We start from the raw sequence: 16,980 nt of genomic DNA, 5'->3' as shown, positions 1-16,980 counted from the left end.
TATAAGTTAGATTATAATGTTGGAGTATGAAGAAATTAAATAAAGAGGATCTTCCTAAATTAAAAGAATTTTCAAAGAAAGCTCAATACAATGAATATAATTCCAATGTTGTGACCATGGTCATGTGGGATCATGTATATGAGATATTTTATGAATTACATGAAAACTTTGCTCTTATCTTAGTGAATTACCATCATCGTTTTGGATGGCTGATGCCCCTGTGCGATGAAAAATATCTCACAGAAGCCTTTATAGAAATGAACAGATATTCTTGTGAACACCATATTCCTTATGAAATTCACGGGATGAATCAGAAACTTAAAGACTATTGTGAAAGTCATGGACTGTCTTTTGTTTATCACAATGATATCGATGCACAGGATTACATTTATGATATTGAAATGCAAAGATCTTTAAGTGGAAAAAAAATGCAGAAAAGACGTAATCACTTTAATGCATTCATGAAAGAATATAAAGATCGTTTTGTCTATCGTCCTTTACGAAAAGAAGATCAAGATATGATCTTTGCTTTTCTTGAAAAATGGAAAAACAGTCATGCTGACCCTGAAGCAATCGAAAGAGAAATGAAAGGAATCAAGAAGTTATTTGAATGGTATGATGAATGTGAAATCAAGGGTGGCTGTATCTATATTGATGATGAATTAAAAGCTTTTTCCATGTATAGTGAGTTATCAGAAAATATGATTCAGATGCATGTGGAAAAGGCAGATCATACAATACGAGGCTTATATGTTGCTATTTTGAAATATACACTGATGAACTGTGATCCTAAATATATTTATCTTAATCGTGAAGATGATCTTGGATTAGAATCATTACGAAAAGCAAAAACGGATATGCATCCTATATACAAGATTAAGAAATATCTTGCTTATCAGGGCGAAGTAAATATCGTTCAAGCCACTGATGAACATTATGCTCAGATCAAAAAACTATGGAGCGAATCTTTTCCAGATGAAGATGAAGCAAGTACTGAATTTTATTTTAGTCATCTTTATCGTTCTGAAAACACATGGCTTGTCGTTCATGAATTTAAGGTATTATGTATGCTTCAGATGAGAGAAATGCAGATTTTTAAAGATGGAAAAATTCAAAATACTGCTTTTATTGTCGGGGTTGCTACAGATCCTTATTATCAGGGATGCGGTTATATGAAAATGCTCATGAATCATATTTTAAATGAATCAAAGTTTTCCTTCTTGCTCATCCAAGCTTATAATTGGGAGTTATATAAACCATTTGGTTTTAAAGAAACCTATACTCATTTCTTTTCTCACTTTGTAAGACAAGGAGAATTCAATGGACAATTATGTTATGACAGTGCTCATCTTTTGAAACTGTATGAAGGATTTACTAAAAATAAAGATGGCTGGCGTATCCGTGATTCAGCTTATTATGATGATTATCTGATCCCTTATAAAAAAATGGACAGTGAGATCTATGCCAATGATAAAGCCTATATCATTGTAAATAAAGAACATTCATATGTCAGTGAATGTATTTATACGGATCTACAGGCTTTAATATCTCTTTTAAACCATTTTGAAGAAATTGATGTCTGTGCCGATATTGCTTTTGGAACCTATGAAATTCGCAACAGCATGATGGTAAAAGGTGATTTTAAAAAGAACGATCATTTATTCATCTGCGAAAATTTGTAAATGACAATATTGTTACGTAAACCCAATGAATCTATGGTATACTTTGATTATTCAAAGGAGGACCACATATGAATTGGGTTTTAATTATTGTCGTTGCAGTAATTGCATTAATCGTTATATGGGCTATTGTTTCTTATAACGGATTTGTTTCTCTTAGAAATAGAGTGGAAGAAGCTTTTTCAACCATGGATGTGTATTTGAAAAAGCGTTATGATTTAATTCCAAATTTAGTAGAAACAGTAAAAGGTTATGCAAAGCATGAATCAGAAACACTGGCAACAGTGATCGATGCTCGTAATCATGCCGTAAATGCGAAAAGTGTTGATGAGAAAATTGCTGCTGAAAAGGAACTGGCACAGTCAATGTTTAATTTAAATGCTGTTGCTGAACAGTATCCAGACTTAAAAGCAAATACTAACTTCATGTCTTTACAGAATGATTTAAATCAGATGGAAGGCGAAATCGCAAATTCTCGTAAATATTACAATGCTTTAGTCCGTGACTTTAACATAAAGTGTGAAAAAGTGCCAAGTAACATTATTGCTTCTCTTTTCCATTTTGAAAGAGCGCCATTATTTGAAGTTGACAATGAAACAGAACGTCAGAATGTAAATGTTTCTTTTTAGAAACGAAATAAAGGGGACATTATGAAATATTTAAAAAAAGTATTCGTCCTTCTGCTCTGCCTATTTGTTTTCTTTGTACCATATCAGGTTCAGGCACAAGAAAATTTCAATATCTACAATTATAGTGTTGAAATACAAGTGAATGAAGATGGAAGTCTGGATATTCATGAAAAAATAGATATGGCCTTTACAGATTATGTTCATGGTTTTTATCGTAATATCCCGATAAAATATAACATGAACTGGGGTGAAATGGGAAAAAAGACCTATTATTTTCCTGTTTCTAATATTGAAGTCTTAAATGATCCTTATGAAGTAGATTCTGATAGTGATGGTGTGCAAATCAAAATTGGTGATCCTGATGAATATGTCTTTGGTACTAAGACTTATGACATTCGTTATACAGTCCAGACAAGAGATTTAGAGATTGACCAGGACTATTTCTATTATAATCTGATCGGTTCTTTTGACTGTCAGATTCAACATGTAGACTTCACTATTACTTTTCCATCATCTGTTGATACTTCAAGTCTAGAGATTACAGGACAAGATGATGTTTCTGTCATAACAGAGGGAAATGTAATTTATGGAGAAACTCACTCTCCTCTTTCCAATTATCAGTCACTGACAATGTATCTGGAACTTGGAGAAGACTATTTTGAATTTGTACCGATTGCTGATCATACAAATACTGCTATGATCATATGCACAGTTCTTTTATTAGCATGTTTCTTGCTTTATTTAAAATTTGGAAGATCTGTTAAACCAACTGTTACTGTTGAATTTCAGGCTCCAAAAGGATTGAGCAGTGCTGGGGTAGGTTATGTCATTGATGGTGAGGTCAATACTGAGGATGTTTTGTCTTTAATTATTGATTTCGCAAATCGTGGCTATATTACCATTCATGAAGATGAAGAAGACACCACAATCAAAAAAGTGAAAGACATCGACCCTTCATGTACCGGATTTGAAAAAAGTTTTTTCAACGCCATCTTTAAAGAAGCGGATGAAGTTACTATAAAAGATCTTCAGGCAAGGTATTTTGGTGATCAGATACAGAGTACCAAGGAAATGATTTCTAACTACTTTCATTTAAAAGAAAACAAAATCTATTCCAATGGTTCACTTACCCTACAGATCATTATGACATTGTTAGGTGGATTAGCTGTAGGATTGCTCTCATGTACTGCCTATTATCATAAAATCGGTATGTTGGATATCGCAATTTTGCCATTGATCATCTTGTGGCCGTTATTAAGTGCTTCAATGATTTTCTGGATCATCTTATCACGTAAAAAACATGTCTATTCAACATCTAAAAATATTTTAATGACTGTTTTAGCTGGTATTTTTCATCTGATACTTCTGCTTGTTTCACTGATTTTCTTACATGAAAATATATTTGCCTTCATATTTGCGACAGTTTATACACTACTAATGGCTTATATGATTGCGACAAGCAGCAAACGCAGTGAAATTGGAAATCGCTGGTTAGGACAAATATTAGGATTAAAAAACTTTATTATGGAAGCAGAGCAGGACAGACTGGAAATGCTGGCAGAAGAAGACCCATCCTATTTCTATCATATTCTTCCTTACGCTTATGTATTAGGAATCAGTGAAGTATGGTCAAAGAAATTTGAAGCCATTAATATTCCAACACCAGACTGGTATACTTCTTATAATACGTCAACTTTCACAACGATCTTGTGGATGTCACATTTTAATTCCACGATGCACTCCTTCAATTCACTCTCTAGTTCCATCACTCCACCATCTTCTTCAAGCGGAGGATTTGGCGGTGGCGGATTCTCAGGAGGCGGATTCTCAGGTGGAGGCTTCGGCGGAGGCGGAGGCGGAAGCTGGTAAAAAAAAGCATCAGGGCAACCTGATGCTTTATTTATTCCATTCTTGTTTTAAAAGTGAAAATAACTGATCGTCATATATGATACCATCATGACTTTTTACTGCATGACGTAAAATACCTTCCTGATGAAAACCAAGTTTTTTTAATAAGGAAACTGAAGCCTCATTGCCTACAAAAACACGTGCACACACTACTTCAGCTCCCTCATCAAATAAATATGAAAGAACTTTTCTCAAGGCTTCGCTCATATAACCTTTTCTAGTTTCTTTTTCATCAAGATAATATGAAATACATTTAGATTCTACTCCATAACGAAGAAAATCATTCTGCACACCAATACAGCCAATGATCTTATGATCATTTTTTCTTTCTAACACGAATTCATGGCTGATTTCTTTTAAAAGAGCTTCTTCATTCGCTATTTTCATAGGATTGTATTTCATAACAAAAGAACTATTTCTAATTTCAAGTAATTTTAATACATCCTCTTTCTTTCCTAAGCGAATGATCAATCTTTCTGTTTCCAGCATAATAAATCTCTCAACTCCTCAAAATCACCAACGATTCCCTTTACCTCTAAAGGAAACTTCTTCTTAGGAGAAATCACATAGATGTCTGAAATTCCTGCCTTTTTAGCGGCAATTACTCCAGCCGGCGAATCTTCTATCACCATTGCATCTTTAGGATCTACTCCCAGTTTCTCACATGCCAGTTTATAAATAGTTGGATCAGGTTTGCCAGGCAAATATCCATCATCATAAACAACTTTATCATAGTTAAACCATTTATCTAAATGAAAAACTTTAAAATAATAATCAACATTGCTTTTGTTAGCACCTGTCGCAATTGTAAAAGGAATCTGTTTTTCTTTTAATAAATCAAAAAACTCAGTTGCTCCCTTAGTAAGCGCAATATCCATTGTTGAACATACATCACGATATCTTTGTTCCTTTTCCTCTGAAATACGATGAATCTCGTCTAAATCATGAGTATTAAAAATATCCGCAATGATTGCATTATTGTCACGTCCAAAAATACGTTTTAAAAATTCCTCTGTCGTAAATTCAATATTTAACTTCTCTTTGATATATTTTTTCCACACATCAATATGAATATCCGTATCAAAGAAAAGTGTTCCATTAAAATCAAATAATACAGCTTTCATCATATCACCAAGTCTAGTTTAAATGTTTTTTTATGATTGTCAATAACTATGTGGAATTTCCACCCATTCAGTTAATGAATATGGAATCGTCTTATCATAAATAAAAGGCATTGGCTTTTGAATGTTTTCTATTAATGAAGAGCTTAATAAGATCTGTTCGAAAGAGGAAAAATATTCTCTTTGATGATGAAAGACTTCTTCAAATAAACGCTCATATGCTTCAGGTGTATTAATGCGATTGATTTCTACACAGCTCTGACAGAAATCCATTTGAACGGTTTCTATTTGATCTTTAGCACCTGGTTTTTTTATATTAAACTGAAGATAAACGCCTTCTGTTGGCTGAATCCTAATTTCTAATAAATTAGATGGACTCTCTTCTAAAGCCTTGAATTTCACAATTACAACGATTTCTCTTCTTTTTAATTTCTTTCCTGTGCGAATGTAGATTGGAACATTTTGCCATCTTTCATTATCAATAAAACATTTCAATTCCGCATAAGTTTCAGTAGTTGAATGTTCATCTACATCCTTTTCATTACGATAACCTTCATATTGACCAAGAAGAACTTGATTAATTCTGAGCTTTTTTAATATCTGCAGCTGAGCCTCATGCTGATTATTGCTCTCTTCCATCGTTAATATTGTAAGGATCTGAAGCAAATGATTCTGTACCATATCTTTAAGAGCACCACTTGAATCATAATATGCACCACGATTTAAAACACCATCTGCTTCTAAGGCAGATATTTGAATACTGTCAATCATTTCATGATTCCAGCTATTCTTAAAAAGAGCATTTTTAAAACGAATTGTTTTGATATTTTGAATCATTTCTTTGCCAAGATAATGATCAATATAATATATATGGTCTTTTGGGAATATTTTCATCAGTTTTTGATTGATATCAATCATATCCAAAGTACTTATTCCAAAAGGTTTTTCAATGATCACATTATTTCTTTCGATATGATCAAGTTTTTTAAATCCTTTGATCACCGAATGAAAAAAAAGTGGACTTAAAGCTAGATAAAAAGTTTGATCTTTGATTTGATGTTCATGATAAAAAATATTTAAATTTGTATAATCTGATTCTTCTGTCAGATTCATCTGATAATAAAAAATATGGGCTGAAAAATCTTTAAAAATATCCTCATCAAAAGAAAGGCGGGCATATTCACAAATCTTTGGTTTTATCATTTCGATAAATTCCTGATGGGTCAATGCTTTTCTGCCAATAGCTACAACCTTAAAATCATCATTTACTTTATTTAATGAATAGATATTATACAAGGCAGGAAATAGCTTACGCAAGCTTAAATCTCCTGTACTTCCAAAAATAGTTAGTGTCATAAATTACCTCTGATTCTAGTATATGTTTTTTAAGTACAAACTGCCAGTTAAATGCCTGAAAATTAAAGATGATCTTTCCACAATTCTAACTCCCGATTTGCACTTTGAACAGAGTCCGATGCATGAATACAATTTTGAATCAGCCTATTTTCTTTAGCTGCTTTTTCCATTGAATCTTTTGAAAAAAGAGCACGAATCGTACTGGATGTGGCTTTTTGAGGATCAGTTGAGCCAACCAGTTTACGTATATCCTCAATAAGTTCTTTTTCACTGCTTATACATATAACTCCTATTTTATGAGGTCCATTAAAATAATAACTGTTAAATAATTTCCCTACAAAATTGAATTCAGCTCCTAACCTATCAATCACTTCTTTATAATGCATAAGAAATACTTGCATGACTTTCATATCTACGATTATTTCTTTTTGACTTTCAATTTTATAACCCTTCTTTTTTAATATTGTGATGATATCATCAGCAATATGCCATTTATAACATTCAGGTTTTAAAAGTAATAATGTTTTATATTTCATATTGACCTCATCATACGTTAGTTTAAACTTTTTGTCGAGCAATATACAAAAAATGAGGAAGAATCCTCATTTTTTCTTAAAATGTACTACAATTTCAGTTCCCTTTCCTTCTTCACTATCAATTGAGAGAACCGCCTGATGATTTAATACGATATGTTTAACGATTGCAAGTCCTAAACCTGTACCTCCCGTTGCCTTAGAGCGACTCTTATCTACCCGATAGAAACGCTCAAAAATTCTATCATGATAACGTTTTGGAATGCCAATACCATTATCCTTCACACTTAAATAAGTTCCCTGTTCATCGTGATCCACAGTGATATCTACCCGTCCATTAGGTTTATTGTAACGAATAGCATTATCTACAAGATTTGAAATCAGTTCGATCATTCTCTCTTCACTTGCATTGATAATTTCACTTTGTCCATGCAGATAAACAGATACTTGATATTTTTTCGCACTTACTTCTAAAGATGGTAAAGCATCCTTGGCAATTTCATACAAGTCAACTTTATCATATAATTCGTGCCCTTCACTATCTAATTCAGAAAGACGAATGATATCATTGATCGTTGTCAATAAACGTGCACTGCTTTTATGAATCTCATGAGCAAAATGCTTTATGTCGCTTTCACTTGCCATACCTGTTTCAATAAGTTCTGAATAACCACTGATACTTGTCAATGGTGTTTTTAATTCATGGGTTACATTTGCAGTAAAATCTTGTCTCATTTTAGACTGCCGAATAATATTTTCATGTTGCTGCTGAATCGTATTAACAAAAGGGACTAGTTCTTTATAAATCTTAACATCCTGCATATGATCAATATTGCTCGCAAGTTCGTTGATAGGTTCCATGATTGAATGTGTCAGCATCCTCGAAATAACGACCGCTAAAATCATGATACAGATTACCAACGCTAATATCAAAGGCAGTGTTTCAAAAAAGATGCTGGAAACAGAGCTTACTTCTCGAGAGACACGCAAAACCCTGCCATCATCTAAACGCATTGCATAATAATATTCTGTCGTATCACTAAAAGTTGAAGAATTGCGAACCATCGTAGCCTCACCATTTTCTCTGGCTTCAATAACCTCAGGACGATCATTATGATTCTCCATTTCTGATACATCAGCTTCACTATCGATGCTCACAGTACCATCTTCTTCAATTAATGTGATACGAATATCTTCCTCATCTGCAATTTCTCCGGCTTTCTCCCATCCTTGCGTTTCTAAAAGGACCTGCCCGAATGTTTTTAAATCATAGGCCACCTGATCTTGAAAACGTTTATAGAAAACACCCATTGTCAGCAAAAGACTTGCTATGATCGAAACAGCAGCTATAAGAAAAAACTGTCGATGTATTTTATTTTCCATATTACTCCAGCATATATCCTACATTACGAACCGTTTTAATATAACTGCCCGCACTCTTTAGCTTCTGACGTAATGTTTTGATATGCATATCCAGTGTTCTAGACTCACCTTCAAAATCAGTACCCCAAACCTTTTCCATCAGTTTTTCACGTGTTAATACAATACCACTGTTGATCAGCAATAACTTTAAAAGTTCATACTCTTTAAAAGTCAGTTCAATTGCTTCATCATTCACATAAACACTTCTTTTTTCATCATCCATTAAAATTTCACGCAATGATAAAACCTTTTCACTTTCTGAATAACTGCTTCTTCTCAAAAGAGCCTTTACTCGAGAAATCAGTTCCATTACACCAAAAGGCTTCGTCAAATAGTCATCTGCGCCCATATCTAATCCTTTAACGACATCAATTTCACTTGTCTTTGCGCTGATCAAAAGAACAGGTACATTTTTAGTATCTGCTTTTTTTCGGAGACGCTGTACGATAGAAAGACCATCTTCATCTGGAAGCATGATATCTAATATGATCAGATTAGGTACTTTTTCATCCAGCTTTTTATAAAAATCTTTGGCACATTCAAAATCAACAACGCTATATCCGCTGTTTTTTAATGCAAATGTTTCAATTTCACGAATATTTAAATCATCTTCTACAATATATATAGTTGCCATATCAATATCCTCTTTTTTATTTTACCACGATTTTACATGATTAGTGTAACAAAAACAAGTAAAATAGAGAAGTCCTCATATGTAAATAGTATGTAAAGTTATAGATATTTTTAATAATTCTATTATTTTGAATATATTATGTATAAAATTTAATAGATTTCATTATTTTTGAGATTTAAATATGATAAGATATGTGCGTTATGCTGGAGGGGATTTTATGAATAAAAAAACACGTTCGTTAATACTTTTGACATTAACAGCTATTATCTGGGGATTTGCCTTTATTGCTCAACGTGTAGGCGGCAATTCAACTGGTTCACTAACATATAATGCTATACGTTTTGCGCTAGGTTCCCTTTCCCTGATTCCTGTTATGCTGATATTTGAAAAAAGGGCAAACAATAAAGATAAAAGGCGTCACACGATGCGTACGGGTATGCTTTGTGGAATCCTTTTGTTTACAGCTAGTACACTGCAACAGTATGGGGTCATGCTGACAGATTATGCCGGGAAAGCTGGATTCATCACTGATTTCTATATCATCTTGGTTCCCATTTTTGGAATCTTCCTACATAAGAAGACATCTCGCAGTGCTTGGGTTGGAGCTTTTTTAGCACTTGTTGGATTTTATTTTCTCTGCATGCAGGATTCCTTTTCCATCAATTTTGGAGATGCACTGATTTTCGCCTGTGCACTCTTCTTTGCTCTCCATATTCTTGCTGTTGAGCATTTTGCTCCTTCCATTTATGCCATTCGTTTTTCTTTTTATCAATATATAACATGTACTCTTTTAAGTGCGGTTGGCATGCTAATGTTTGAACGCATCCCTCTTGAAAACATCATTGATGCCACAATTCCTATCTTATATGGCGGTATCTTATCCGTAGGAGTTGGATATACCTTGCAAACTCTTGGTCAGATTGGGGTTGATTCGACAACAGCTGCCATCATTCTCAGCTGTGAATCTGTTTTCTGTGCTCTTGGAAGTGCGTTACTACTCAATGAGGTAATGACAATGCAAAGCTATTTTGGCTGTGCTTTGGTATTTATTGGTATCCTTGTTGCCCAGATTCCCTCCAAAAAAAGCAGTTCATAATTTAACTTTATAAAACTGAAAGAAGTGATCTTCTATAAATAAAATCAGGTGAAATCATTAACGATTTCACCCTTTTTATCATTATTTATCTTTTATTATCTTTCAATCCCTATAAATTCTGGAACTCCACTTATTCTTTCATAATTTACAGCAATATCTCCATCTATAAATAATAATTCATCTTCATAATAAACAATTATTATATCTTTTTCTTCAAAAGAAGCTTTATATACATTACCAGTATTTAATCTTTCAATCGTTCCTTCTTCATAAAATCCTTGTTGCTGATACCAGTAGGCTTTTTCACTCTGATCCACAACAAAATATTGTGCATCTACCTGAGTATTATCTTCAGTGATAAAGGTTCCTAGAATCTGTTCCTCTGTTTTAAACATGTTTAACTTTTGATTTAATTTTATAACTACAAAATTGTATCCTACAAATAAGATTCCTATGATGACGGCTATCATTATTTTATATTTTCTTTTCATAATGATTCTCCTAATTAATATTATATATATTTATAATGTGATATTGATATAAAGGATATTTTTCGAATCAAGCAGGAAAATGAGCCTGGCAGAGGCTCATTTTCTCCATAAATAGGGGATTATTATGTCATTGACTAATTATAAATTATAGCATTATCATTGCTATTGTTAAAATTACACAGCTGACAATAGCAATTGAAAGAATGATCTTAGCTGAGAATTTAAGCCATGTAGAGTATTCGATCTTAGCAATTTCAAGACCACCCATAATAGCTCCACAAGTTGGAGTAAACAAGTTTACCAAACCATTTCCGGCAACAAATATCATGATCATAACTTCTGGTGAGAAACCTAATTCAGCAGCAAGCGGACCCATGATTGGCATACTGGCTGTTGCCAGACCACTTGAAGAAGGAATCAAGAAAGAAAGCAAACAGTATAACAGATATGACAATGGAGCAAAAATACCAGCGCTCATTCCCTGAAGAGCATTTGCCGCATTCAATAGAATCCAATACTGTAAACCTGTACCACCTTCATCAACCGGAGCCATCAGTACACTAATACCACGTGCAAGTGCAATAATCAATACAACGCTCATCATATCACCAGCACCAGCAATGAAATCTTTCACAAATTTCTTTTCAGATAATTTTCCTGCAATACCAATCACGATTGACATTACTAAAAACCAAGTTGTTGCTTCAGCAAAATACCATGTACCAATGTCTGATCCTGTCAAGTGATTGCTCCATCCTTCAAAGAAAGAAACACCCAGATCTGCCCAAGGAATAAAAGCAATGATCATGATTACAAATGTCATTGCAAATAATACAAGGACGAATTTCTGATTCTTAGTTAAAGTATCATCGGCAACGATTTCCTTATCTACAAAGCTTTCTTTCATGCTTTCCTGCTCTTGTAAAGAAAGTATCGTTGAACCCTTATCAGCTTTTACCCTCTTAGCATACCGCATGACAAAGAATACCGAGATTGCATAAGAGCTTAGCCATAAGATAACACCTAATATAATAATGATACCATTATTGACGACAACACCACTATCAACAAGGGCACTTGTAGCTGCTCCTACAGCGAATGGATTAACCGTTGAACCTAATACTCCACTTCCTGCTCCTAATAAGACAACTGCTGCACCAACTAAGCTATCAAATCCAGCAGCTACCATTGTAGCAGCTAACAACAAATAGAATGGTGTCGTTTCTTCTAGCATTCCATAAGTAGTACCGCCAATAGAGAAGATAAACATCAGAATTGGAATTAGCTTTAATTCATTTCCATGCAGTTTCTTTACCAATGTTTTAATTCCTGAATCCAATGCTCCTGTACTAGATACAATTCCTAAGAATCCTCCTAATACTAATACGAAGATACAAACATCAATCGCATTTACGAACCCATTAAATGGAGCCATTGCCACCATCGAAAGTGTTGCTCCCTGAATAGGTGCCTCTTCACTTCCTGGAACAAACCAGGTAATAATTGCTACAACAATTAACAAAAGCAATAAAATACTAAATGATGATAACGATGTCCGGCTCTTTTTTTCAATCATGTCTTTTCCCTCCTTTAAAAAGTACATTAAGCTTTAATTATCGTTCCTGTTTCACCTTTAAGTGCCAATTTAGCTTTTTTCAAAGAAGTAATCAGAGCTGTTCCATTTGGCGTATTGGTAACATAATCCAAACAGGCTTCCACTTTTGGAAGCATGCTTCCTGGAGCAAAGTGTCCTTCAGCAATAAAGCGTCTTGCCTCATCAACACTCATCTCTGCAAGTTCTTTCTGATCCGGCTTATTGAAGTTTATACATACACGATCAACAGCCGTTAATATCACAAGCATATCTGCTTGTATATCCAATGCCAGCTTAGCACTTGAACGGTCTTTATCAATAACGGCTGCTACTCCTGTATATCCGCCATCAGCTTCAATAACAGGAATACCACCTCCACCAACAGTAATCACAATATCTCCTGCACTAACCAGTTGTTCCACTACTTTTAATTCAACGATCTTACATGGCTTTGGTGAAGGAACTACACGGCGATAACCACGTCCTGCATCTTCCACAAATGTATATCCTTTTTCTTTTTCAATTCTTTCTGCATCTTCTTTACTATAGAAAGAACCAACTGGTTTTGTAGGTTTTTGAAATGCACCGTCATTTTTATCAACAACTACCTGTGTAACAACACTTGCACATTCTTTTTCAATATTACGTGCTTTCAGTTCTCTTTGAATGGCTTGTTGTAAATGATATCCGATATATCCCTGACTCATGGCACCACATTCAGGAAATGGCATCAGTGGAGTATTACCGCCATTATTGGCACTATATTCCATTGCCAAATTAATCATGCCTACCTGTGGTCCATTCCCATGACCAACGATGACCTCATATCCTTCTTCAACAAGATCTACGATCGTAGAAGCTGTTTCTTTTACAAGCTCTAATTGTTCTTCAGGAGTATTTCCCAAAGCATTGCCTCCTAATGCAATTACAAGTCTTTTAGCCATATGTTCTCCTGCTATTTCAACGTTGCATACATAACAGCTTTGATCGTATGCATTCTATTTTCAGCTTCGTCAAATACTTTAGAAGCTCTTGACTCAAATACTTCATCAGTAACTTCCATTTCTTTTAAGCCAAACTTATCATAAATATCTTTACCAATAGTTGTTTTTAAATCATGGAATGAAGGCAAGCAATGCATGAAGATAGCACCCTCTGCAGCATTTTCCATCACTTCTTTATTTACCTGATAAGGTGAAAGTAAATTAATTCTTTCTTCCCAGACACTATCCGGTTCTCCCATAGATACCCAAATATCTGTATAAATGACATGAGCATCTTTTGTAGCTTCTTTTACATCTTCACTCAATGTAATCGTGCATCCATTTTCAGCTGCGATCTTCTTGCACACTTCAATTAATTCAGCATCTGGCATTTGTTTCTTTGGTCCACATGCTGTAAAATTGATCCCCATTTTTGCACATGCAACCATAAGTGAATTACCGACATTATTTCCTGCATCACCCATGAATACAAAATTTAATCCTTTCAGATAACCAAAGTTTTCTTCGATCGTCAATAAATCTGCCAACATCTGTGTTGGATGGAATTCATTAGTCAAACCATTCCAAACCGGAACACCTGCATAAGCAGCCAGTTCTTCAACGATAGACTGATCAAATCCACGATATTCGATACCATCATACATTCTTCCTAAAACACGTGCCGTATCTTCAATACTTTCTTTCTTACCCATCTGGCTTGAACCTGGATCAAGATAAGTAACGCCCATACCTAAATCTCTTCCTGCCACTTCAAATGAGCAACGTGTTCTTGTTGATGTCTTTTCAAATAATAAGACAATATTTTTCCCTTCTAAATAACGATGAGGGGTATTTGTCAGTTTTAAACGTTTTAGCTCTTTAGATAAATCTAATAAATATCGAATCTCTTCAGTTGTAAAATCTAATAATTTTAGAAAATTTCTTCCACTTAAATTTTTTGGCATTTCTTTCTCCTCGCTTTCTTAATCTTCACGCCATAATGGCATTGACATACATCTAGGACCACCACGTCCTCTTGATAATTCTGCACTTGGAATTGTAAGTACCTTTAGACCATGTTTTTCCAGCAATGCATTGGTCACATCATTTCTTTCATAAACAACGATCACACCTGGAGCAATACACAAGGTGTTAGAGCCATCATTCCACTGCTCACGCTCTGCCGCAATTCGGTCTTCTCCGCCACACTTAATCAAAGTTACCTTCTCAATGCCTAAGGCATCTTCAAGAATATGCTCCAAAGTATCCTCAATTTTATGTACCTTTACTTCTTCAACATCATCACCTGCCGTTATTTCATAAACTTCCAGTGGACCTAAAATACCAGGATGAACAGTAAATTTATCTACATCTATCTGCGTAAAAACTGTATCCAGATGCATAAATGCACGGCTATTTGGAATATTGAAAGCAAGTATCTTTTTGATTGCAGACTTAGGATTATTAAAGATATTTTTTGCTAAACTGTCGATGGCATCCGGCTCCGTACGCTGTGAAATACCAATTGCCAGTGTATCTTCTGTTAAATTTAAAATATCGCCACCTTCAATATGAAATGAATCATAACGATCATACCACTTTTCAACAATGCCTTTATAATCAGGATGATAATTAAAAATGTATTCAGCATAAATCGTTTCTCTATTACGAGTCACAGAATACATACGATTAAGTGATATCCCATGCCCAATAGAAGCAAATGGATCTCTTGTAAAATATAAATTCGGCATTGGTGCTAACACCATCTTGCTTTCTTCACTCACAAGATCTACCAGAGAATTTTCAATATTCCGTGTTAATTCATTTACATTAATCCCTTCCATTGTCTTTAAAACCAGTGTCTTATTATCTTTGATTTGATTCAAATAATCATAAATAATACGCTGATATTTATTTGTTCGAATACCACCTTCAACAATGAACTGTTTCAAAAATTTCTCACGAATAGCTGGATCAAGATCCAATACTTCTGCCATCAGATCTTCAAGATAAACAACTTCTACATCATTTGCACGCAAGACTCTGGCAAACGCATCATGTTCCTCTTGAGCAACTTTTAAGAATGGGATATCATCAAACAGAAGTTCTTGAAGCGTATCCGGTGTAAGATTCAAAAGTTCTCGGCCAGGCCTGTGAAGCAGCACTTTTTTTAGTGGCTTGATCTCACTCTTTACGTTAATACCTTTCATAAATGTACCTCTCTCCTTTTTTAATATTCTCTCCTATTTTTTCATAGGATCAAAGGGAATTATGTCAAAAATAAAGTGTTAGCGCTTACACTTTGCAAGAAAAAAATATATAACATCATATTGATCCATTTTTTTCTTTCCCTTTCTGTACTTTTATTTTACACTTTTTAGAAATAAATGTAGGACACTTGCTCAAAATTTCATTGTATAATTCTGTAAATTTTTTATTTGATTCCTATTCTAAATAAACTCATGTTAAAATAAAAGTAGAAAAGAGAAGGGATGTGAAAACATGAAAATATTCCGTAATATCATGCTCTCTATTTTGCTATGTCTGCCACTTTTTACACTAAGTGCCAGCGCTGATATGGGTCCTAAGCCTTCTGTAGAAATCAGCTTTGAAGGCTTAGAGGATGAAACATATTATGTAACTTTATTAGGAACATCAAAAAGTGGTCCATGGGACTCCAATGAAGAATATTATGATGATCCTTTACTGGCTGATATCGCAAATAAATTTAATTCTTTTCAGGATAAAGATGGTTACTATTTTTTAGGATACTTTGAAGATTGTTCTCAAACACATCAATTTGTATGGGGATATTTTCCACCAGAGAATTTCAAGATCCTTATCTATCTGCCAGAAGAAGATCTGTTCATCCTCTCAAATGACATTTATGAACAGTATGCTTTCACAAGTTCCTTTAAGGTCACCATAACTAATCATGTCATGGAAAGTGTTGTTTCAGCTCCGCAAATCATAAAAGAAATTATTTCTTTTTTCTGTCGTGTCATTTCTACGATTGCTATTGAATTGCTGGTAGCTCTCATCTTTGGCTTTAGAAAAATAACTCAGTTGAAATTTATTGCATTTATCAATGTCATTACTCAAATAATTTTAAATCTCGTATTGAGCTACTTTATTTATTTTGAAGGCTTTTTTACCTTTTGTATCGTGTATTGTATTGCAGAATTTATTGTCTCTATAGGAGAAGGTATTTTTTATCAAATAAAATTAAAAACAGAAGATATGCCTTTATCCAAACCATTTTTTTATTCACTAGCTGCGAATTGTGCTTCTTTCATTATTGGCTTAATCATTGTTGAATATTTTACAGGATTATTATAAAAGATGTAAATACAAAACCCTTAAAGCTAAATTTAAGGGTTTTTATTACAAGAAAATGATTTTGTAACCAAAATCATATGCAAATAAGCGACTCCCTATCTGCATACCCACCTGCCTTTCTAGCGGCGTGGTTCCACCGGCACCTTCACATCTCCTTCTTTTGCTCCTCTCTGAAGCGTAAGGCATTGGCGAAAT

The 16,980-nt window shown here is 34.1% G+C and carries 16 protein-coding genes; 5 read left to right on the top strand and 11 right to left on the bottom strand.

The window, feature by feature from the left end:
- Positions 1-26: 26 nt before the first annotated feature.
- The 3 genes from BQ5367_RS07310 (at position 27) to BQ5367_RS07300 (ending at position 4,177) form a co-directional block, all read left to right on the top strand.
- Complete coding sequence (locus tag BQ5367_RS07310) at positions 27-1,682, top strand: GNAT family N-acetyltransferase (RefSeq protein ID WP_071441883.1); 1,656 nt, start codon at positions 27-29, stop codon at positions 1,680-1,682.
- Between the two features lie 68 nt (positions 1,683-1,750).
- A complete protein-coding gene (locus BQ5367_RS07305; protein WP_071441882.1) occupies positions 1,751-2,308 on the top strand; it encodes a LemA family protein in 558 nt (185 codons plus the stop codon).
- Between the two features lie 21 nt (positions 2,309-2,329).
- Positions 2,330-4,177 (top strand): DUF2207 domain-containing protein, encoded by a 1,848-nt coding sequence (locus BQ5367_RS07300; RefSeq protein WP_071441881.1) that lies wholly within the window; start codon positions 2,330-2,332, stop codon positions 4,175-4,177.
- A 27-nt stretch (positions 4,178-4,204) separates the two neighbouring features.
- Here the strand turns inward: BQ5367_RS07300 and BQ5367_RS07295 are convergent, their stop codons facing one another.
- The 6 genes from BQ5367_RS07295 to BQ5367_RS07270 all read right to left on the bottom strand — a co-directional run bounded on the left by BQ5367_RS07295 (position 4,205) and on the right by BQ5367_RS07270 (position 9,282).
- Complete coding sequence (locus tag BQ5367_RS07295) at positions 4,205-4,705, bottom strand: GNAT family N-acetyltransferase (RefSeq protein WP_071441880.1); 501 nt, start codon at positions 4,703-4,705, stop codon at positions 4,205-4,207.
- Positions 4,684-5,340, bottom strand: a complete 657-nt coding sequence (locus BQ5367_RS07290; RefSeq protein ID WP_161940480.1) for an HAD family hydrolase — start codon at positions 5,338-5,340, stop codon at positions 4,684-4,686. The genes BQ5367_RS07295 and BQ5367_RS07290 overlap by 22 nt, the downstream gene beginning before the upstream one ends.
- A 39-nt stretch (positions 5,341-5,379) precedes the next feature.
- The gene (locus BQ5367_RS07285) at positions 5,380-6,693 is read right to left on the bottom strand and encodes a glucose-6-phosphate dehydrogenase (protein ID WP_071441878.1); all 1,314 of its coding nucleotides are present in this window, start codon (positions 6,691-6,693) and stop codon (positions 5,380-5,382) included.
- Positions 6,694-6,755: 62 nt separating this feature from the next.
- Positions 6,756-7,229 (bottom strand): nucleoside-diphosphate kinase, encoded by a 474-nt coding sequence (locus BQ5367_RS07280; RefSeq protein WP_071441877.1) that lies wholly within the window; start codon positions 7,227-7,229, stop codon positions 6,756-6,758.
- Positions 7,230-7,295: 66 nt separating this feature from the next.
- Positions 7,296-8,609: a sensor histidine kinase gene (locus BQ5367_RS07275; RefSeq protein WP_071441876.1), complete on the bottom strand. Its 1,314-nt coding sequence runs from the start codon at positions 8,607-8,609 to the stop codon at positions 7,296-7,298.
- A 1-nt stretch (position 8,610) separates the two neighbouring features.
- The gene (locus BQ5367_RS07270; RefSeq protein ID WP_071441875.1) at positions 8,611-9,282 is read right to left on the bottom strand and encodes a response regulator transcription factor; all 672 of its coding nucleotides are present in this window, start codon (positions 9,280-9,282) and stop codon (positions 8,611-8,613) included.
- A 217-nt stretch (positions 9,283-9,499) separates the two neighbouring features.
- Here BQ5367_RS07270 and BQ5367_RS07265 point away from each other — a divergent pair, with 217 nt between their 5' ends.
- A complete protein-coding gene (locus tag BQ5367_RS07265; RefSeq protein WP_071441874.1) occupies positions 9,500-10,378 on the top strand; it encodes a DMT family transporter in 879 nt (292 codons plus the stop codon).
- Between the two features lie 95 nt (positions 10,379-10,473).
- Here BQ5367_RS07265 and BQ5367_RS07260 read toward each other — a convergent pair whose 3' ends face one another.
- The 5 genes from BQ5367_RS07260 to arcA form a co-directional block, all read right to left on the bottom strand.
- Positions 10,474-10,869, bottom strand: coding sequence for a hypothetical protein (locus BQ5367_RS07260; protein ID WP_071441873.1), 396 nt, complete (start codon positions 10,867-10,869; stop codon positions 10,474-10,476).
- Positions 10,870-11,014: 145 nt separating this feature from the next.
- Positions 11,015-12,445: a YfcC family protein gene (locus BQ5367_RS07255; protein ID WP_071441872.1), complete on the bottom strand. Its 1,431-nt coding sequence runs from the start codon at positions 12,443-12,445 to the stop codon at positions 11,015-11,017.
- A 26-nt stretch (positions 12,446-12,471) separates the two neighbouring features.
- The gene (arcC, locus tag BQ5367_RS07250; RefSeq protein ID WP_071441871.1) at positions 12,472-13,407 is read right to left on the bottom strand and encodes a carbamate kinase; all 936 of its coding nucleotides are present in this window, start codon (positions 13,405-13,407) and stop codon (positions 12,472-12,474) included.
- Between the two features lie 11 nt (positions 13,408-13,418).
- Complete coding sequence (gene argF / locus BQ5367_RS07245; RefSeq protein WP_071441870.1) at positions 13,419-14,411, bottom strand: ornithine carbamoyltransferase; 993 nt, start codon at positions 14,409-14,411, stop codon at positions 13,419-13,421.
- An 18-nt stretch (positions 14,412-14,429) separates the two neighbouring features.
- On the bottom strand, positions 14,430-15,656 hold the full coding sequence (gene arcA / locus BQ5367_RS07240) for an arginine deiminase (protein ID WP_071441869.1): 1,227 nt from the start codon (positions 15,654-15,656) through the stop codon (positions 14,430-14,432).
- Positions 15,657-15,948: 292 nt separating this feature from the next.
- Here arcA and BQ5367_RS07235 point away from each other — a divergent pair, with 292 nt between their 5' ends.
- Positions 15,949-16,785, top strand: coding sequence for a hypothetical protein (locus BQ5367_RS07235; protein ID WP_071441868.1), 837 nt, complete (start codon positions 15,949-15,951; stop codon positions 16,783-16,785).
- The last annotated feature ends 195 nt before the right edge of the window (positions 16,786-16,980 follow it).

Origin of the sequence: Traorella massiliensis, from assembly GCF_900104665.1 — a bacterium.
In the GTDB taxonomy this organism is placed as follows: Bacteria; Bacillota_I; Bacilli_A; order Erysipelotrichales; family Erysipelotrichaceae; genus Traorella; species Traorella massiliensis.
Note: the sequence above shows the minus strand (reverse complement) of the source record. Positions and strands in the feature narration are given on the sequence as shown.